At 58.0% G+C, this 19,483-nt stretch carries 15 protein-coding genes and 1 tRNA gene; 7 read left to right on the forward strand and 9 right to left on the reverse strand.

Translation table 11 applies throughout. From position 1 onward, the window contains the following. Positions 1 to 195: 195 nt before the first annotated feature. Both WCA10_RS21635 and WCA10_RS21640 read right to left on the reverse strand, forming a co-directional pair. Positions 196 to 387, reverse strand: a complete 192-nt coding sequence (locus tag WCA10_RS21635; RefSeq protein WP_472824609.1) for a hypothetical protein — start codon at positions 385 to 387, stop codon at positions 196 to 198. A gap of 133 nt (positions 388 to 520) precedes the next feature. Next, positions 521 to 1,003, reverse strand: a complete 483-nt coding sequence (locus WCA10_RS21640; protein ID WP_472824610.1) for an MmcQ/YjbR family DNA-binding protein — start codon at positions 1,001 to 1,003, stop codon at positions 521 to 523. Positions 1,004 to 1,110: 107 nt separating this feature from the next. On the opposite strand from WCA10_RS21640, the gene WCA10_RS21645 reads away from it, so the two are divergent. From WCA10_RS21645 to WCA10_RS21655, 3 genes are all read left to right on the forward strand, one after another. Further along, a complete protein-coding gene (locus tag WCA10_RS21645; protein WP_472824611.1) occupies positions 1,111 to 1,467 on the forward strand; it encodes a PadR family transcriptional regulator in 357 nt (118 codons plus the stop codon). A gap of 10 nt (positions 1,468 to 1,477) precedes the next feature. After that, entirely contained in the window at positions 1,478 to 2,506 is a 1,029-nt protein-coding gene (locus WCA10_RS21650) for an HAAS signaling domain-containing protein (protein ID WP_472824612.1), read from the forward strand. Positions 2,507 to 2,604: 98 nt separating this feature from the next. Beyond that, the gene (locus tag WCA10_RS21655; RefSeq protein WP_472824613.1) at positions 2,605 to 2,844 is read left to right on the forward strand and encodes a hypothetical protein; all 240 of its coding nucleotides are present in this window, start codon (positions 2,605 to 2,607) and stop codon (positions 2,842 to 2,844) included. Here WCA10_RS21655 and WCA10_RS21660 read toward each other — a convergent pair. The 3 genes from WCA10_RS21660 to WCA10_RS21670 are packed head-to-tail and all read right to left on the reverse strand — an operon-like array spanning position 2,807 to position 7,233. Then, entirely contained in the window at positions 2,807 to 4,180 is a 1,374-nt protein-coding gene (locus WCA10_RS21660; protein WP_472824614.1) for a dicarboxylate/amino acid:cation symporter, read from the reverse strand. The genes WCA10_RS21655 and WCA10_RS21660 overlap by 38 nt on opposite strands. A gap of 6 nt (positions 4,181 to 4,186) precedes the next feature. Further along, positions 4,187 to 5,386, reverse strand: coding sequence for a threonine synthase (locus tag WCA10_RS21665; RefSeq protein WP_472824615.1), 1,200 nt, complete (start codon positions 5,384 to 5,386; stop codon positions 4,187 to 4,189). Positions 5,387 to 5,439: 53 nt separating this feature from the next. Continuing rightward, on the reverse strand, positions 5,440 to 7,233 hold the full coding sequence (locus WCA10_RS21670; RefSeq protein WP_472824616.1) for an adenosine deaminase family protein: 1,794 nt from the start codon (positions 7,231 to 7,233) through the stop codon (positions 5,440 to 5,442). A gap of 138 nt (positions 7,234 to 7,371) precedes the next feature. On the opposite strand from WCA10_RS21670, the gene WCA10_RS21675 reads away from it, so the two are divergent. The 3 genes from WCA10_RS21675 to WCA10_RS21685 all read left to right on the forward strand — a co-directional run bounded on the left by WCA10_RS21675 (position 7,372) and on the right by WCA10_RS21685 (position 11,975). Continuing rightward, a complete protein-coding gene (locus WCA10_RS21675; RefSeq protein WP_472824617.1) occupies positions 7,372 to 8,262 on the forward strand; it encodes a metallophosphoesterase in 891 nt (296 codons plus the stop codon). Between the two features lie 198 nt (positions 8,263 to 8,460). Beyond that, positions 8,461 to 9,291, forward strand: a complete 831-nt coding sequence (kduI, locus tag WCA10_RS21680; RefSeq protein ID WP_472824618.1) for a 5-dehydro-4-deoxy-D-glucuronate isomerase — start codon at positions 8,461 to 8,463, stop codon at positions 9,289 to 9,291. Positions 9,292 to 9,425: 134 nt separating this feature from the next. After that, positions 9,426 to 11,975: a zinc-dependent metalloprotease gene (locus tag WCA10_RS21685; protein WP_472824619.1), complete on the forward strand. Its 2,550-nt coding sequence runs from the start codon at positions 9,426 to 9,428 to the stop codon at positions 11,973 to 11,975. A gap of 382 nt (positions 11,976 to 12,357) precedes the next feature. Here the strand turns inward: WCA10_RS21685 and WCA10_RS21690 are convergent, their stop codons facing one another. The 4 genes from WCA10_RS21690 to WCA10_RS21705 all read right to left on the reverse strand — a co-directional run bounded on the left by WCA10_RS21690 (position 12,358) and on the right by WCA10_RS21705 (position 16,301). Continuing rightward, the gene (locus WCA10_RS21690) at positions 12,358 to 12,570 is read right to left on the reverse strand and encodes a hypothetical protein (RefSeq protein WP_472824620.1); all 213 of its coding nucleotides are present in this window, start codon (positions 12,568 to 12,570) and stop codon (positions 12,358 to 12,360) included. Between the two features lie 273 nt (positions 12,571 to 12,843). Next, positions 12,844 to 12,918, reverse strand: a tRNA-Phe gene (locus tag WCA10_RS21695). A 170-nt stretch (positions 12,919 to 13,088) separates the two neighbouring features. Then, positions 13,089 to 14,951: a VWA domain-containing protein gene (locus WCA10_RS21700; protein WP_472824621.1), complete on the reverse strand. Its 1,863-nt coding sequence runs from the start codon at positions 14,949 to 14,951 to the stop codon at positions 13,089 to 13,091. Between the two features lie 63 nt (positions 14,952 to 15,014). Further along, the gene (locus WCA10_RS21705; RefSeq protein ID WP_472824622.1) at positions 15,015 to 16,301 is read right to left on the reverse strand and encodes a hypothetical protein; all 1,287 of its coding nucleotides are present in this window, start codon (positions 16,299 to 16,301) and stop codon (positions 15,015 to 15,017) included. Between the two features lie 312 nt (positions 16,302 to 16,613). Here WCA10_RS21705 and WCA10_RS21710 point away from each other — a divergent pair, with 312 nt between their 5' ends. Further along, a complete protein-coding gene (locus WCA10_RS21710) occupies positions 16,614 to 19,364 on the forward strand; it encodes a GH116 family glycosyl hydrolase (RefSeq protein WP_472824623.1) in 2,751 nt (916 codons plus the stop codon). Positions 19,365 to 19,483: the final 119 nt, after the last annotated feature.

The raw sequence follows: 19,483 nt of genomic DNA on the forward strand, positions 1-19,483 counted from the left end.
GTTCTAAGTCCTTAGCTTGGAAATATTTGCGTCCAAGTCTATTCGCTGGAATTATCTACAGATATTTCCCTCTCGCAAAGCCATGATTCTAATAATGTTCATCGGAAAATATGGGTGGGGGGGGTGGGGGGGTGGCAACAGGCAAGGGGTACGGACCGGGAACATAGTTCACTTATCCCCGGAAGCTGTTGCAATTCAGATCGCCCGCACCAGTCGCACCGGCAGAAAGATGATCGCGCTCACCAGTTCCAGCACCCCGCCCACCGCGATTCCGACAATCCGGAACGGCAGCAGCAGCAGCCACACAAACGGATACGCGATCACTGCCAGCAACGCGAGCGGCCAGCACAGAACCAGGAGAATGCAGAACAAAAGAAACTTCGCCATGACATCTACCTCAAACTCAATCACCACAATGTACGCGCCGCGTACTGCCCCGGTTCCACAAACATCCGGTTGGCCATCGCCCGCGCTGACCGCCTTGAAGGGTCTCTCGTCAGAGACATGGGAAATCGAGACGCTAGCCCGCTGCCTTTTTGCTCTTCCGTATACCGCCTGAACTCCCGCTCACAGCCACCTTTGCTCGCCCCATAAGCTTCTTCTTCCGCTCGCGGATCACCTGCTTCCGCTCCTTTTCCGGCAGCGCCAGCACAGTTTTCACCCGCTTCGGCAGCTTTTCGAAGATCAACGCATGCGCCCTGCGAAGCTCTTCTTCAATCTCGCGAGGTCGCAGCGCATCCCACCGCTCCAGCGTCACCCAGTGCGCCTTCGCCAGGTACGGCGACGCAATAATGCCCTCGGTTTCAAGCAGTTCATGGAACCGCTCTGCACCGCAGTGAAACCACAGCACCCCGGTCCCAATGCCGTCCAAATTCGTCATCGCAAACATCTTGCCGCCAATATCCCGGTCGCCGGCCCAATAAACCAGGTGGTGGCCCCAGTTCAAGGTCTCCGCCACATGCGGCAGCGCCATGCAGATCGCGCGGATACGCTCGTTATCCATTCCCGAAATTCTAGCCCCGTATGACTGTGCAAAAAATCCTCAAAATCTACTTGACGTCATACACTAGTTGTCATATAGTATGTTAAGTACAGTGTACGGGGCACAGCATGACAGTCGCTGAAAACCAATTCGAAAGCCTTCGCCTCGAACTTCGCCGCGGCAGTCTCACGCTCGCTGTCCTGGCGCAGCTTCGCCAGGAGCATTACGGCTACACGCTCCGCAAAGACCTCGCCGAACGAGGCCTCGAGATCGACGAAAGCACGTTGTATCCGCTTCTTCGGCGGCTTGAAACGCAGGGCCTGCTCGTAAGCCAGTGGCGCGAAGAAGAGAAGCGCAACAAGCGCTTCTACCACCTCTCGCCGGAAGGCGAACAGATCCTCGCCAAGCTGCTGGAAGAATGGCAAGCCATCAACGCCTCCATCAACCGCATCTTCGAACACCCGGAATCTCAGAGCAGCAAGTAAGGAAACAGCCATGGAACTTCTCGACCGTTATCTCCAAGCCGTCAGAAAGTACCTCCCGGTTCGCCGGCAAGACGACATCATCGCCGAACTCCGCGCCAACATGGAGTCGCAGATTGAGGACAAGGAGTCGGAACTCAACCGTCCGCTCACCCAGGGCGAAATGGAAGACCTGCTCCGCGAGATGGGCCCGCCTCTGCTGGTTGCGTCGCGCTACCAGCCGCAGCAGTGCCTAATTGGACCGGCGTTGTTTCCTGCGTATCTATACGTGCTGCGGATCGCCACTGTGGTGGTATTGATTGTTTATTCGATTACGGTTGTGGCCATCATTCCGCTGATCGCCTCAAGCGCCACCGGCGTCGCGGAGTCGCTAATGCGAATACCCGGCGTTCTCATCATGACGGCAGCGTGGGTGACGCTGGCGTTTGCAGCTCTGGAGTTCTTTGCTGCGCGATACCCGGAAAAATTCCCGACAACGATTCAGTACGACTGGAGCCCGAGTTCTCTGCCCGCGCTGCAACAGACTCCATCGAACGCGGGCAAGCCTCGCACCTTTGTCCGCGCCGTAGCAGAAGTTGTTATGGGTTTTCTTCTTCTCGCATGGCTGCTGCTGCTTCCGCGATATCCGTTTCTTGTGATGGGTCCGGGCGCCGTAGTCCTGCAAGTGGTTCCCTTTGCATTGGCGCCTGTGTGGTGGACGTTCTACTGGTGGGTCGTCGGTATCAATGTGTTGCAACTCGGCTGGAAATGTCTTGATCTGGCGATGAGCAACTGGCAGTATCCAAACCGCACCCAACGCATGCTGGTTCAGGTTGTTGGTCTTATTCCCCTCGCCGTGGTTCTGAGCGTGTCCGATCATGCCTACGTGCTGCTGAAAAACCCGGCCGTCAACCTGGCGCGGTATGGCAAGACGCTCGATGCGACCAACTGGAGCATTCGGCTCGGCCTGTCGGTCGTCTGCGCAATTGCTGTCTTGAGCCTCATGCTCGAACTCGGACAACTGGCTTGGAAGAGATGGCAAAAACGCGCAGCCGCGGAATAGCCATCTTCTTTTTTTGACCTTGCGCACGGCCGTTGTTCGCGCTACCTTGCACATCGCTCAGCACTTGCGGACAGTCGCGTCCGCATGGGGAGGACAACATGCGCAGTCTCATCACTTGCTTCAACGCTCTATTTCTCGGCTTAATTCTGGGCATGATTTTTGTGGCCATCTTCGATGCGCCCCCGCCCGACCGCCAGGAAACGGTTCGCCACAGCGGATCGGTGCTGCAAAGCCTCGTCATCCATCGTTTCGATCGCGAGTGCGGTCAATGGAGCAGCGCGCACGTGCGGTTCGGGCCACTCAGGAAACGGGGATCGCGCCTTCTGTCCTGCCAATGACCGCGGCCGCCATGCAGTTGCCGACCACGTTCATCATAGTTCTGCCCATGTCCATCAGTGTGTCCACGCCAAGAATCAGCAGGATCGGCGCGGTAGGCAGATGAACAGCGCTCGCCGTAGCCAGCAGCACAACGAGTGACGCGCGAGGAACTCCCGCGATGCCTTTGCTCGCAGCCATCAGTACAAGAACCACCGCAAGCTCGCGGCCAAACGTAAGATGAATGCCCGCAGCCTGCGCCACGAACACCGCCGCCATCGACAAGTACACGCTGCCCCCGGTCATATTGAAACTGTAGCCCGTGGGAATCACAAACGAAACGATCCAGCGCGGAACTCCGAATTCCTCCATCCGTTCCATCGCCAGCGGAAGAGCGGCTTCCGATGTCGTCGTCGCAAATCCAATCGCCGCAGGCTCGCCGACAGCACTCAGAAATCCTCGCAGTGGAACTCGAAATAGGGCGAGCACCGGAACCATCACGAGCAGAACAAATGCCGCCAGCGCAATGTAATACGTCCCGACCAACTTCGCAAGTGGAAGCAGCGTCGCCAGTCCAGTGTTGCCCACGGTATACGCAATGGCTGCACCGGCCGCCAGCGGCGCAAGGTACATGATGAACCGCGTCAACTGGAACATCACGTCGGCCAGCGATTGCAAGACTCTCACGAGCGGCGCGCGCTTCTCGTCCGGCAGCATCGCCAGCGCCGCGCCAAAGAGAATCGAGAATATCGCCACCTGGAGAATCTGGTTTTGCGCCACGGCCTGAGCAATGTTGTCAGGAAACAGATTCAGAACGATCTGTTGCCACGTTTGCGGAGCCTGCGCCGCCGGAGCCGTCCCACCAAGCGCCTCAGGAATTGAGATGCCCCAGCCCGCTCCGGAGAGATTCATGGCCACAACGCCGATCATCAGGCCAAGCGTAGTAACGACCTCAAAGAGTATCAGCGCCTTGATGGCAACGCGCCCCACCGAGCGCAGTTCGTTATGGCCCGCGATGCCCGTTGTGATCGTGGCGAACAGCAGCGGCGCAACAATCATTCTCACCAGGCGCAGAAACAAGTCGCCGGGCAATCGCGCCTGCGCCGCGATGTGTGGGGCGTCAATCCCGAGTTCGACTCCCGCAACCATCGCAAAGAATGTCCATGTCATCAGCGATGGCTTGCGAATCGAAAAAATCAGAAGGCACGCAATGCCGATCCAGCGGAGCGTTTCACCCGCGGCAAGCAGGTGCCCCAGCGATAACGCGATACCCGCAGCCACAAGCAACGCGCCAGCCACAGCGAATGCCTGTGCGATCCGGTCCGTGCTGCGCGTGTGCGTTGTCGTCGAGGTTGTCATCGCGATCTATTGTGCCATCGGGCGTTTCAGCTTCATCGCTTCCGCCGTCACGTCTGTGTACTTGAGACCCGCGCCTGTATTGAACAGCACCACGCGATCGCTCGGCTTCAGATATCCGTTTGCAAGAAGTTTTTCGTATGCGGCCGTAACGCTTGCGCCTTCCGGGGAGAGAAAGATACCTTCATTCCGCGCCCAGTCGAGTATCGACGCCAGAATCTCATCATCACTCACTGCCATCGCAAGCCCATCCGACGCACGCACAATGTCGAGGATGATCGCATCTCCGTAAGGCTTGGGCACGCGAAGCCCCGACGCAAACGTCGCCGCATCTTTCCACATCACGCTCGCCTGCGCGCCTTCGTCATAAGCCCGCACAACCGGCGCACACCCCGACGACTGCACCGCAATCATCTTTGGCCGCCTTCCCTTGCGAACCCAACCAAGTTCTTCCATCTCCTCAAACGCCTTCCACATCCCGATCAGTCCAACGCCCCCGCCCGTCGGATAGAAGACCGCGTCCGGATATTCCCATCCCAGCTGCTCCACGAGTTCGTAGCCCATCGTCTTCTTGCCCTCGATGCGAAACGGCTCCTTCAGCGTCGAGATATCGAACCATCCTTCCGCCTGCTTCCGCTCTTGCACCATGCGAGCGCAGTCTGAGATCAGCCCATTCACCAGTTCCACGTGCGCGCCATACGCAATCGCCTCTACGTAGTTGGCAAAGGGCACGTCGATCGGCATGAAGATATGTGCCTCAATCCCCGCGGCTGCAGCATACGCAGCCAGCGCTCCCGCCGCGTTTCCAGCCGACGGCACAGCGAGCTTGCGCAATCCATAATGCTTCGCCATCGTCACCGCCATCGCCAGCCCGCGCGCCTTGAACGTACCCGTGGGATTCGCGCCTTCTTCCTTCAAGTACGCTCCCTCGTGCCTCTTGCTCTTCAGCATCGGCGTCCATCCCTCGCCCAGCGTGACCGGCACAGCCTCAGGAAGCACCGAGCGATACCGCCACATTCCCGCCCATGGCCCGGCAGCATCCTTCGCGATGACGTCGTTCGCCGTCGTCCCCTTCAGATGCGCAAAGTCGTAGCGGACAAAGAGCGATCCCGCCGGCTGTGTCGTGCACTGTTGGCAGACAGTCAATGGTGTTGCAGCCGAGGTGTGCGCATGGCAGCGCGAGCATTCAAGATAGGCAATAGATGGCATCGAGGTGAGAACTCCAGATACAGACTAGCGGGTGTAAATGCACAAAGCGGATTCTACTGGAACTTCGCTTCGAACTCGCGGAAGCGCCGCTCCAATTCCCACTGCGCCGCAGCCTTCTCATTGGCATCGAGAAATCTCCTGCACGCAGCCGAAGGTTTCGCTGCGCCGAGAAGCTGTCCCCTGCAGGTTGCAACCGGCACACTAAACACGTCCGGAGCCACCCAAAGACTCTCGCCCGGCAGGAAGTCGTGTTCCATGCCCGTGCGCGAAAGCTGCTTCAAGTCTTCATAGCTCAGGTGGTAGTCGTTGGCGGCGCGCACGTATTCGTGGGCAAGGTCGATGCGGCTCACGCCCTGGTCATCGGTCGAGAGCGCCACCGGCACATGTGCCGCGCGGTAGTACTGAAACGGATGCCTGTCGTCGCTGATGCCCAGAATTCCTTCATTCGAGCTCAGGTTGATCTCGACCATTACGTGCTTCTTCGCCATCTCTTGCAGCAGTCCCTTAGCATCATCCTCATACATCACGTCGACACCGTGCCCGATCCGTTCTGCGTGCCCGATCTCGATTGCCTGGCGGATGTGAAACTTCATCCCCTCCGGCGGCACCATGCCCGGCGCGAGTTCTCCCGCGTGCAGCGTGATATGCACCTTGGGATAGACGCTGTGCAGGTACTCCACCATCTTCATGTGCAGCGTGTAGTCGCGCATCGCCACCATGTAGTCTTCCGGCTGCACAAAATTAATGCCGACCCAGTCATCCGATCCCTGCTCGATCGCCTGCTCAACCGTCTCAAATCCAAGCAGCGTTTGCGCAAACACCTGCTCCGGCGCTGACGCACGCAGCACCTGGTAGATGAATCGCACCTGCACCCGGCACGCACGTGCACCTTGCGGGGTCCCGCAATGCTGAATCTGATTGCGCGAAGCGATCGCTTCCCTAACCTCTTTGCGATCCCCAGCAATCTCATCCCGCAATCCATGATCGAGCAGTGCTTGCCGCATCTGCGCAAGATCCGGATTGAATCCCAGTTCCTTAGCGATACTCCTGGCGTGATCAAACGTCGGCGTGTGCATCAACTCGAGATATTGATTGTTCTCCGCATCGGCGCGCCGTGTGATTTCGTCAATCCACTGACCCGTATGACTCTTGTCAAGCGACCCAAAGCGATCGAAGGTCGAGAAGAATTGATCGTGCCCGCTGTAGCTCGGCGTCGGCACAAAGTTTCGCATTGAGAAGGCATCGACGACACGGTCGTAGAGGTCCTGCTCCTTCTCCGTCAGATTGCTACCATTCAATTCGCTAGCCGGGACAAGAGGCGGTGCGCATGGCTCCTTCAACGCTTTGTGCTGATCGTCGCGCGCAAATTCGTCCCTGCCAGGATCAATGCATAGCTTGTCTTCCGCGGCCACGCGAATCAGCGTCTCCGCATAGACCCCCGCGCCCAGATGAAAATGCAGATCCGCGCCTTTCGGAAAATCTTCGAGAAATGCCTCAACCGCAAGCGGTCCTTCACGCATTGCGGCCTGGTAAGCCCGCGATGCGCGGCTGTCCGCCGCACTCGCTACGGGGACCGGCGGTGGCGCCGTGCCAACTCCAGGTTCAGCGGCCAAAAGACCGTCAGGGTGAGCCAACAAAACGATTGCGGCAAGCGTGGCAAAAACCAAATCAAACAGCCTAACGGGTGTCAAACGCATGGTTGCATTCCAGTGTAAGGGGTCGGTACGAGGTCCGCACTCCCATTCTTCCAGCAGCGTCCTTTGCTGCAAATCATCGCTTTCGGCGGTATTCACCACGCGGATTGAGAATCCCACGAATGGTGTAGGGCCGATCTCGCGGCTCGACACACACTCCTTCGAGAATCTTGCATCACAATAGAAGTGAGATCGTACGTGCGAGATGGGCAATCGGCTCGGAATAAGGCCATCTGGAGTTTAGCTTCTCCGCGCGTCGCTCAAAAAACCTATTAGGTCGGTTAAACATACATGGCATCATCCGTGGCTGGCTTGAATCAGCAAGTGGTTTCAAGGCGGTCTTTTCTCAAAGGAGCACTCTGCGGCGCGGGCGGCCTGGCCCTCTATGCAGGCGAGTTCGAGCGGCATTGGCTTGAAGTCGTCAAAAAAGACATCGGGCTCCGCGGGCTTTCGGCCGAATTTGACGGCTTGACCATTGCGCAACTCAGCGACATCCATCTGGATGAGTTCACCGAACCATTTTTGCTGCGGGAAGCCATCGATGCGATCAACCAAGCTCGTCCCGATCTCGTCTTGCTTACGGGCGACTACGTCAGCGCGCAAGTCTTGCCACCGAAGCTGACTGTCGACGCGGCCTGGCAATGCGGCAAGATGCTCGGCAGTCTTCAGTGCAGACAGCGTTACGCGATCTTCGGCAATCATGACGTCTGGGCCGGTGAGCAAGACGTAGGCGAAGCCCTCAAGTTCCATGGCACGACCGTGCTTCGCAACTCCTATGTGCCGATTGAGCGAGGTGGAAGCAGGCTCTGGCTTGCCGGACTCGATGACCCCTGCTGCGGACAGCCCGACCCCGACCATGCGATCCCTTCCCTAATTCGAAACGTCGCCAACGAATCCATCATCCTGATGTGTCACGCGCCGGATTATGTCGATCAATTACGTTTGCACCCGGCAGGTCAGGCTGCCTCCCTGGTTCTGAGCGGCCACACCCATGGCGGCCAGGTGCGGTTGCCAATCGTCGGCCCTTTGTGGCTGCCGCCCGGTGGATGCAAGGACGTTGAGGGACTATTCCAACTGGGAACGACGCAACTCTACGTGAATCGCGGCATCGGCACGGTGGGTGCTCCCTTTCGCTTCAATTGCCGCCCCGAGATCACCCTCTTCACGCTTCGCTCTATTTGAACCCGCACCAAGCCTCTCGACCTGCACCCTTCTGCCGTGGTTAAAGCCCTTGAGGTTGTTCCCTCTTTGAAACGAAAGCGATCCCGTTGGCCGAAACGAAGCTTAAACTATTCTTATGAAGTTCAATGCAGGCTGTGATAGACCGGAAGTGCGAGTCCCTGGGAATATGCGAGTTCCTCGCTTGAGTCGTGCAATCTCATGAAGACACTTTTGCTTGCGGATCCTGTCCGTTTTCCGCGCATGACAACCCGGGAGCTTCGGGACTCCTTCCTCATCGACGGTCTTTCGCATCCCGGAGAGATTCATTTGACGTATGTGGATCTTGACCGGGCGGTCGTGGGCTTTGCTGTCCCTGCGGATGGACCGATACTCCTGAACGCCGCTCCCGAGCTGCGCGCAAAATTCTTCACGGAGCGCCGCGAACTTGGCGCTCTGAACATCGGTGGCGAGGGCATGGTTCACGTCGGTAACTCAACCTATCCGCTCAACAATCTCGACCTCGTTTACATCGGCCGCGATCACCCTGAGATTCGCTTTGAATCAAAGTCGAAGGAATCCCCGGCTGCCTTCTACATCCTTAGCTATCCTGCGCACACAGCCCACCCGGTCACACTTGTCAAAAAAGAATGCGCCCAGCCTGCAGATATAGGAAGCGCAGCACAAAGCAACCGCCGCACGATTTACAAGTACGTTCACGCTGAGGGTGCAAAGAGTTGTCAGCTCGTAATGGGCGTGACGCATCTGTACGAGGGAAGCACCTGGAATACGATGCCTGCGCACCGGCACATGCGCCGCTCCGAAGTCTATTGCTACTTCGACGTGGCAGAGAACGCGCGCGTCTTCCATTTCATGGGACCGCCGGAGGAAACGCGCCACATCGTGATGTCTGATCGCGAGGTTGTGGTCTCACCGGGATGGTCCATTCACGCGGGTGTAGGCACCCAGGCATACAAGTTTTGCTGGGGCATGGGCGGCGAAAACCAGGATTACTCGGACATGGACCCCGTGAAAATTGAAGACATGCTCTAAGCCAACACCGGTCATCCGAAAACATCTGTGCTCGTCCTAAGCTGCGCGCAAGATACTTGAATTCGCTCGGCTGCACGTCTCTCGCCTGACTTGAAATCTCTCCGCTACCGCGCCGAGCCGTGATAGAAGGAATCATGGCCAAGCTTCCCATTCTTGCGCTGCTCATTTTTCCAGTTCTCGCTTCTTCACAAGGCGCCAAGCCCGCAACCCCAGCCGGGGAGCCGGCCGCACCGCCCACTGTTCAGGAAAAAACCGTCGCCATGAAGCATTTCGACGGACTCATCCCGCTCGACTGGGATGCCAGAACCGGCAAGCTCTATTTTGAGATCCGGCATCTCGGCCCCGATGGAAAGTCTCCCGAATTTCTTTATGTAAATTCCCTGCCATTCGGAACTGGTTCAAACGATCTCGGCCTCGACCGCGGTCAGACCTCCGAGGGGCGCCTCGTCGATTTTGAACGCAGCGGCCCGAAGGTCTTGCTCGTTCAACCCAACCTGGCCTTCCGTGTATCCAGCAGCGATCCGGCTGAACAAATATCGGTGAAGCAGTCTTTCGCCCAGTCGGTGCTGTGGGGATTCACGGTCGCCGCCGAATCGCCCGATGGGACCGTCCTTGTCGACGGAACTGATTTCTTTCTCCATGACGGACACGGGATTTCCGACAGGCTGACAAATTTGAAGCAGGGCGCGTACCACGTGGATGCCACGCGGTCCGCCGTCGCTCTCGATGACACAAAGGCTTTTCCAAAAAACACTGAGGTGGAAGCAGAGCTCACATTTACCACAGACGCACCGCCCAAGGGCGAGTATGTTCGCAACGTCACGCCCGACCCGCACGCCATGACAGTCCGGGAGCGAACTTCTTTCATCGAACTGCCTCCGCCGGGCTTTGTGCCACGCCGCTTCAATCCCCGCGCCGGCTATTTTCCAAGCGGCTATCGCGATTACACCGCTCCGCTCGGCGATCCGCTCGATCAACTCTTCATCATCCGCCACCGGCTGATCAAGCAGGACCCGAATTGCACTGCAGAATGCAAAGCAGTGACGCCGATTCAGTATTACGTGGATCGCGGCGCGCCTGAACCGGTTCGCACGGCATTGCTCGAAGGCGCGCGCTGGTGGGACCAGGCTTTTCAGGCAGCAGGATGGGCGAAGGGCACGTTTTGCGTCGACTTTCTCCCGGAGGGCGCCGACCCGATGGATGTGCGCTACAACATCATCCAATGGGTTCACCGTTATACCCGGGGCTGGAGTTATGGTGCAGCGGTCGTAGATCCGCGCACCGGTGAGATTATCAAGGGCAACGTCACCCTGGGTTCGTTGCGCGCGCGCCAGGACTACATGATCGCCGAAGCGCTCTTGTCGCCCTACGGTTCATCCATAAATAAGGGTTCCGCCGATCCGGCCGGCAATCCAATGCTGCAGATGGTGCTCGCGCGCATTCGCCAGCTCGCTGCGCACGAGACGGGACACACACTCGGCCTGGCGCACAACTTCGCCGCCTCGACGGTTTCGCAGGCCGACAGTGTCATGGACTATCCTCATCCGAACATCGCGCTCGACAGCAATGGCCATGTCGACGCTTCTCATGCATACGCAACCGGAATTGGCGACTGGGACAAGGTATCTATCAACTATGGCTACAGGGAATTCGCTCCGAACCTGACTGCAGACGATCAACAAGCCACGCTCAACAAGATTCTCGCCGATGCCGACCGTGCAGGACAGATCTTCATCACCGACGAAGATGCGCGTCCGTTCGGCTCTGCGCATCCCCGCGCTCACCTGTGGGACAACGGCGCCGACCCTGCCGCAGAGCTTGACCGGGTACTCGCCGTTCGTGCTGCTGCATTAAAGAACTTTGGCGATAACGCCATCAAGCCGGGCACGCCCATGGCTCAATTGGAACAGACACTCGTCCCGCTTTACTTGTTTCACCGTTATCAAACCGAGGCAGCTATCAAGGAGATCGGCGGACTCGATTATCGCTACAATTTGCGCGGCGACGGTCTCCCCGATCCTTCAATCTTCGATCCGGATCAGCAGCGCAAGGCGCTTGACGAAGTCCTGAAGACGCTCAAGCCGGAAACGCTGACGCTGCCTGAATCGATCCTCAAGATTTTGCCGCCTGTCCCTCCCGGCTATCCGCGAACGCAGGAGTCCTTCCCCTCACATACCTGGCTCACCTTCGATCCCATCGCCACGGCCGAATCCGCTGCCGACCTGACGCTCAGAGTGCTCCTCGATCCAGCACGTGCAAGCCGCCTGATCGAGTACCACATGCGAGTTCCCGCGTCGCCGTCACTCCGCAGCGTTCTTGAGGCGGTCTCCTCCACCGTCGCTGAACGCCCGGAAGCGGGACACAGCATGTCATCTGAAGTAGAGCGAGCCGTCGAGTTTCGCGCGGTTGAAGCCATGCTTTCCCTGGCGGTCAATCCCGCCGCATCGAGCCAGGCACGCGCCATCGCTCTCTGGCACATTCACGACGTTCTCAAGCAGTGGAATTCTACTCCCATACCGCAGGATACTGCCGAAGCAATTCACCGCGCCGCGCTGATCGACCGAGTCGAGCGCTTCATACACGATCCTGACAAGTTTGTCCCCGAGAAGTCCATCGACGCTCCTCCCGGTATGCCGATCGGCGATGACGATGGCGCTTTCCTATCCGACACCGATCTGCAGTAGCTGTTCCGTCTCAAAGCGTGATGCTAACCAGTGCGCTCAGTCTGGATTGGTTTCATGAAGAAGTCCACGACGAGCCGGTCTCGTCGCTGGTTTCGACACGATTATTCATGCGAAGGCCGCGCGTCGGAATCCAGCTCAGGTGATCCTTCCTTCAGAGCGATGCCGGTTCGCTGCACTGCGCGCAACTTCGAGACAACCACACCGTCGATCTGCGGCCTCACCTGCGAGAGTCCACCGCTGCGAATACTCGACAGGCAATTGCGGTCGGTGCCGGCGCACCGGAAACTCTTCAGCAGATTTCTAATTTGCTGCGCGAATTCGACGACCACAGATCGAGCTAGGATTCCCTCGGGCGTCCATAACGAATTCCGTCGATTGGCTTTTAGGCGGAGACCTTCGCGTTTTCCATGGGGAAGCGAACGGGCGCGGCGGGGTGACACGACACTGCAGCTTCGGCCTCGATAATCCGGCGAACGAGAATGCCGCGGAGTCTGCCGGCTGCTTCGTTGTCCAGGCCAAGGTGCGAGTTCTCTTCCATCACGTCAAGGGCGTATCGAAGCTCATTCACAAGGTCAGGATTCGTCGTGGCATACATGATGTCCTTATTGTACAGCGCAGCCCTCAGATCGCTTTATCGGTTTTCCAGAGCCATTTTTGCGTTGAGGGCGTTGGAGTTAAAGCGCGTGAAGCGCCGGCGATAGCGAGTCCGCCCTGAGATGCTCACAGATTTTGTGCAAAGCAGTGGATGGTTCCGCACATAGGATTTTTTTCGGAGCTTCTACGCCGGCCCGTGCCGGCCTTAGGAGGACCATTTCGCTTCACTCAAAGGTGGTGGCGCGTCTGGAAAACTTTTGAGGAAAAGAAAGAATGGTGGCCAGGGACGGGATTGAACCGCCGACGCCGGCCTTTTCAGGGCCGCGCTCTACCACTGAGCTACCTGGCCTCAGTGCAGACTTTCAGTTGCATTCCTGCCCGGAATCCGGCTCTGCCGGAGAGGGGTGGGTGGCTCCACGAACAGTGCGCTGCAATGACTTGGCTAGTATACCAATTGACATTCGGGCGCGCCAAACCCCATCCGGCAACGAATGCCGATCATCGCAAAACAGCTACTTACTACTTACTGGCGATGCTTTCCTTGACGGAACTCAGCGGAACCTCCATCGTTCCCACCTTGCGCGACCCTTCGTCGTAGACGCCCGTGCGCAGCCAGTATTGCCCCTTCGGAACCTGTAATTCGCCATGCATCTGCACACCCGTCTTCTGGAAGAACGCATAGACGTCGGGCTTAATGCTGAGGTTGACCAGGTGGTCTTCCCGGCTTGTAACCTGTCCGTATTTGTCATAGAGAATCATCGACAGGTTGAGCTTGCCCTTGCGGGAACCATCGGGATCCAGCTTTAGGTACAGGTCATCCAAATCGAGGGCGAAATCAACGGAATAACGATCCGTCGGCCCCTTCAGCGACGGCTTTGCATCGGCCCTCTGCCGCATCTGCTGAATCAGCGTCTTGTAGAGAATCTGCTCAGACTGCGGCATTCCAAAGACCATGAAAGGCTCGAGCGGATCGACCCTCGCAGGGTTTTGCGAAGCATGCTGCGCCGCTTGGTCCTGCCGGGTCTGAGCCGCTCCGGGCAAATCCTGGTCGCGGGCAAAGTATCCGCGGCGATATGACAGCGTGTAATGCTCACCGTCTCCAATCTTCACTTCGATCTTTCTGAAGCCGCCATCCATCTTCGTATTGGTCGGAGAGTACGAAATCGTGTAGAAATCCGAACTGTGATCCGAGACTTTTCCAATAATTCCAGAGATGTCATTCTGGTTATAGAAGGCCTTGCCGCCAGTCAGGCTGGCCAGCATATCCATCGTGGAATCACTCGAGTTCTTTGCCTTGCTCTCGTCTTGCAGGCCGCCTGCAAAGCCGCCCTGTCCGGCATTAGGAGCATCCGCCGTAACTCCGGGCGGCGGTCCCAGAAGTTGCGGAGCAGAGGTTATCGTCGGATCGAGCGAGTTCTCGGCGGTGTAGTAAGTCGAAACATTAGTGCCTCGCACATCGACCGGATAGATCGCCACTCGTGCCGCCGATAGTAGATTGACGGTCTGGTTAATGGAATCGTCGAAGCGCATCGAGGTCTGCCCGAACAGTTCCACCGGAAACGCTCCAGACATCCAGATCACATTCTTGCGGCCGGGAAACGATCCGAGAAATGCCGCAAGCTGATTCAGATTCTGCAGCGTCCGGTATTCGCGGTCACTGTCCTGCGCATACCGCGTCTCCTGCATGAATTGCTGAAAGGCCTCGATGGTCTGCGGTGGCACGGTAAACGCGATACTGCTCGCCCCAGCCTGTTCCATCGCAACCATCAACTCGACCACGGAATTCTGCGCGTCGGATTCACCCTTTGACTGCAGCAGAATTGCCGGTTCTGACTTGTCGTTCTTCCGGTAGCCCATCGCGGTCGCGAGGACGGCTGGGTCATCGGAGAAACCCTGGATGAAACTCAGTCTCATCGACATCGTGAAGATAGCCAGGCGCGTCCCGGGCTTCAAGGTCTTGAGATAATGCTGCGCCGCTTTCTTCAAGTACATCTGGTCGTTCATGGGTGTATTGAGCGCGTCGAGCAGAAGAATATTTACGGCCGGGGGCGTTGGCAGCGGAGAGAAATTTGTAAACACGTTAGGCGGTAACTGCGGGAACGCTCTGTCCTCTCCGCGTCGCGGCAGCAGGTCTGTGCTGTGCTCCTCAAAATAGCCGATACTCTGCGGCTTGCCCTGTTCCAGCACCTTGAAGTCATCCTGCTTCAACCCTTTGACCGGGTTGCCTTTGCTGTCGGTCACAACCACATCCACCAGCACTGCTCGGCTGTTCACCTTCAGTGTGGATTGAGGCGTGGCGCTTGCCGCATCGGTGCTCTGACCCATCGACGACGTTGCAAATGCGGCTGCCAATACAGCAATTCCCAAGTGGAAGTGCTTCATACGAGGGACCTCCAATGCACGGAAAGACTAGCACCTTCTTTATGCTGTCGTCCGATATATGTTCTAGTCCGGTCGCCGCTTTTGGCCGCTCGGCGCGGGACCAACCTGCAAGACCTTTTCTCCACCAGGTGCGGCCTTTCCCGACGTACCTTCGGGTGTGGCGCGCCCATTCTGCGCCTCATCGAAAATCATGGTCGCGCTCGAACCAAAGCGATGGTAGTTGGAAAAGATCGTCTGGTTGATCATCGTGAGCGGCTTCTGCAGCTTGTGGTTTCCATGGGAACATCCGTTCATTTCTTCAACCATGAATGTCAAACTGCGCAAGGGACAGATCGAGCGGCGATTCCCCAACACCACCGGCCCATATTCCACAACGCTCGCCACATGCGACACCGGATCATCGGATCTCGACTCTGCTTCGAGGCTCATGCGCATAATCGCTCCCGTCTTCGGATCCAGGGCTATCTCTCCGTGGTACCCAGGGGTGTCGCGAAACGAGACATGATCCTGGCACGCGTCAGCGACCTCGTAGTGAGAAGATTCCCGCGGAACCGAATATCGATAGGCCGCGACCGGGCCCACCATCGATTGCTCCCAATGATCGAACGCTACGGTGCCGTGCTCCAGATCCATCAACACCACTGCCGCTTCGGTACCGAATTCGCCTCGGCTCTCCAGGCCAGCGTCCTTTCTCTTTGCTCCGGGTACGCGTGCGCCGTCCGTAATTTCTTTTCCATCTTCAAACGAGATCCGTCGCTGCACCATTCCCACACGATGAAAGCCGGCCTGATCCGTCATGGCTTGAAAGTACTTCAACATCACGGGGGAATTATCGAATCGCGTTGTGGTCTGGCTCGCCACGAAGTTCGGCAGGTGCGACAACTCTCCGAGCACGTAAGCGCGCGACTTCTTCAGCATTGTCTGCTGCGCCTCAGCATCAGGAGAGGGTCGGTTCAGCAGTTCGCTCGCAGCCAGATTCTTGAGCGCCGCACGGTCGGCCAACTGCTCCAGAGCCTGTTGCATGTGTACGCCCAGGTTGTATTTCCCAACGAGCTGATACATTTTGAGGGTGCTCAGCCGCTCGGTCAGCTCAATGCCCGCAAGTCGCGGAAGCAACTCGTCGTCCTGATTAAGTTGCTGCAGCAAGTCCCCGTTGGAGATATCCGGAATCTCGTCGGGGGCAGCACCGTTGTCCTTCTTTGCCGGTTCGTGTGGCTGCGCCGCGTGCTGAGCAATAATTTGTTCAAGTTCACTTACCGTCGTCTTCTCGGTTGCATACGACGGCAAAACTAGCACTGCCGAAACCACGGCTAGAACCAGCAATCTCGTCGAGCCAAGTCTTCTTCGCATACTGGAGCGCGCCGCTGCCCTCCAACCTGAGGGCTTGCGCATTTCCTCACGCGTGCCGAGCTGCACTCGGGAGCGAGCGTTTCGGCACTTCCAGGAGGGATGAGCCATCTCTGGTTCCTTCAGGGCCGCTTTTCCCGGCAACTCGCGCTGCTCGCATGCCATCTTCACAGCGTTTGCAATCCGGGATCCGCTTTAGCCCTCGATTCTAGCGCAAATATGGTTGCGAATTGTCTCTGTAACGTTGCGAAGCCTGCGGCTTTGCCCCGGCCGGTGTTACCCTTTCAACAGCTTTAGCTCCAGAGCTTTATGTCCGTGAAAAAGCCAACTCGCCGCGAATTCCTCGTTGCGGGTTCCACCGCGGCCTTGGCCGCCGCGGTACCTGCTACTACCTGCGATGCCGCTTCTGTGGCAAACGCAGCCCCTGCCGCCGAAGCTTTCGATCGCGAATCGTTTCCGTTTTCTGCGGCAGAGCTCTTCCAGCCAGGCCCACAGCATACATTCAGCGGAGATCGCGCTACCCAGGTCGCCATGCCCATCGGCGGCCTCGGCGCCGGTTGCATCTGCATCAATGGTTCCGGCGGATTGCAGGACTTTTCCATCCGTACGCGGCCCGAGACAACGGCTCTTCCCGCAGGCTTTACCTCCAACTCGCCAGAAGCTGGATTTGCCGTCTTGCACATCAAAGAAGCGACTCCGGTCACCAAGCTCATTGAAGGCCCCTTTCCCCCGTTCAAAATATTCGACCAGGGTTTGCAGGGGCAGGGTTTGCGCCGCGGAGGTTCCGAAGGGTTCCCACGCTTCGAGAAATGCAATTTCCGTGGCGAATTCCCCTTCGCCGAGCTTCGCTTTGCCGACGCCTCCATTCCGCTCGATGTATCTCTTGTCGCGTGGAATCCATTCATTCCGCTCGACGACAAGAACTCGGGGATTCCCTGCGCGATTCTTGAATACACGTTGCACAACACCTCCTCGCGTCCGGTCGACTACGAATTCTCTTACCATCTTTCGCACCTTGCCCCTGGTTGCCGTCCGGATCAGGCTGCGAGCGCCAATGCCGTTATCGCTGGTAAAGGTGCATTTCTTTTCAATCGCGAGGCCCCCAACGCCGAGGCGTACGGAAGTGCCGCGCTCACAGCCATCGGCGGCGCCAAACCGCGGATCAAAGCGATGTGGCTACGTAGCCCAGGCTGGGAATTCGACTCGCTTTCGGCGCTCTGGCGCGAAGTCTCTACCGGCACCTTCACCGCAAACGATGGATCCAACACAGTCGACAATGCCGGCCGCAACGGCGCTTCCATCCTGCTCGATGGGCATCTTGCACCCGGCGACTCGCATACCTACCCGATCCTGCTCACCTGGCACTTCCCCAACTGCTATCTCCGCGAAGGAGGAATCGCCTCTGCGCAGAACGCAGCCGTGATTGAGGGACCCGCAGGCTGCCGGACCGTACCGGCCGACGCTCCACCGCCCTGGCATCCGTATTATTCCATCCAGTGGAAAGACGCCCGCGACGTGGCTGCCTTCGTCGAGCAGAACTACACAACACTCCGGACAAGGACGATCCAGTTCAAGAACGCGGTCTTTGGTTCCACGTTTCCGCCGTACGTGCTCGATGCTGTCTCGGCCAATCTCGCGATCCTCAAGGCGCCCACCGTTCTCCGCGAAGCCAACGGCAACGTGTGGGGATGGGAAGGCTGCTTTCCCGATGCTGGTTGCTGCCACGGATCATGCACGCATGTCTGGAACTACGCGCAGTCCCTGCCACATCTCTTCCCCCAGCTTGAACGCACCCTGCGCGATCTGGAACTCGTACGTTCCATGGACGATCGCGGGCATGTGAATTTTCGCGGCGCGATTCCCGACGGCCCAATCGATCACACCGGCCCCGCAGCCGCCGATGGCCAACTCGGCGGCATCATGAAGGTCTATCGCGATTGGCAGATCTCCGGCGATGCAACATGGCTGAAGCGCATGTACCCGCTGGCCAAGCGCAGCATCGACTACTGCATTGCTACGTGGGATCCGGACCATCGCGGCGCTTTGTTCGAGCCCCACCACAACACCTACGACATCGAGTTCTGGGGACCCGATGGCATGTGCACCAGCATCTATCTTGGAGCCCTTTCCGCGATGGCGTTGATGGCGACGTCCATTGGTGAATCTGCTGACGCGACGCTCTATGGCGATCTCGCCACGCGTTCCGCGAAGTTCATGAACGAGACGCTCTTCAACGGCGACTACTTCCAGCAGAAGGTTGAGTTTCAGGACCTTCACGATCAATCGTTTGCGCAGTCGATCGCTCACGTGGATGACAAGAGCAGCGAGATGCAGCAACTGCTGAAGCGCGAGGGACCGAAGTATCAATATGGCTCAGGGTGCTTGTCCGATGGCATCATCGGAGCATGGATGGCAAGCCTTTACGGCATCGACACTCCGCTCGCCGAGAAGAATATCCGCTCCAACCTGCAGTCCATCTTCCGCAACAACTTCAAAACCGACATGAGCCAGCACGCCAACGCACAGCGTCCCGGCTATGCGATGGGCCACGAGCCAGGCCTGCTTCTCTGCAGTTGGCCGCGAGGCAATAAGCCCACACTCCCCTTCGTGTACTCCGACGAAGTGTGGACGGGAATCGAATACCAGGTCGCATCGCATCTGATCCATGAGGGTTTCGCCGACGAAGGCCTCACCATCGTCAAAGCCTTGCGCAGCCGTTACGACGGGCGAACGCGCAATCCGTGGAACGAATACGAGTGTGGCAACTGGTACGCACGTGCCATGTCGAGCTTCGCATTGGTTGGCGCGCTCTCCGGCTTCCGCTACTCCGCTGTCGACAAGACGCTGCATTTTGGACCGAAGCTCAAGGTGCATCCGTTTATCAGCTTTTTCTGCACCGCATCCGGCTATGGCACCATTGCCCTCGAGGGCCACACTGTTACGGTCAACATGATCGAAGGCGAACTGGCGATCGAGAATCTTCGCTTCACCGACCCGGACGGAACACGTTCGTCGGCCTGGAAGACAACCGCCAAACCCGGCACACCTGCCTCAACAAACGTCTAGAGCATTTTCATAATTACTGTACTCCGTAACCGCAGTGCCGGAAGAAAGCCTGCGCGTTTTGGGGAGTGATGGCGTCGATGGCCCGCGCGATGGCTGGTTCCAGCTGATCGAGCGCGCGG

The organism is Occallatibacter sp. (genome assembly GCF_049582745.1).
Taxonomy (GTDB): Bacteria; Acidobacteriota; Terriglobia; order Terriglobales; family Acidobacteriaceae; genus Telmatobacter.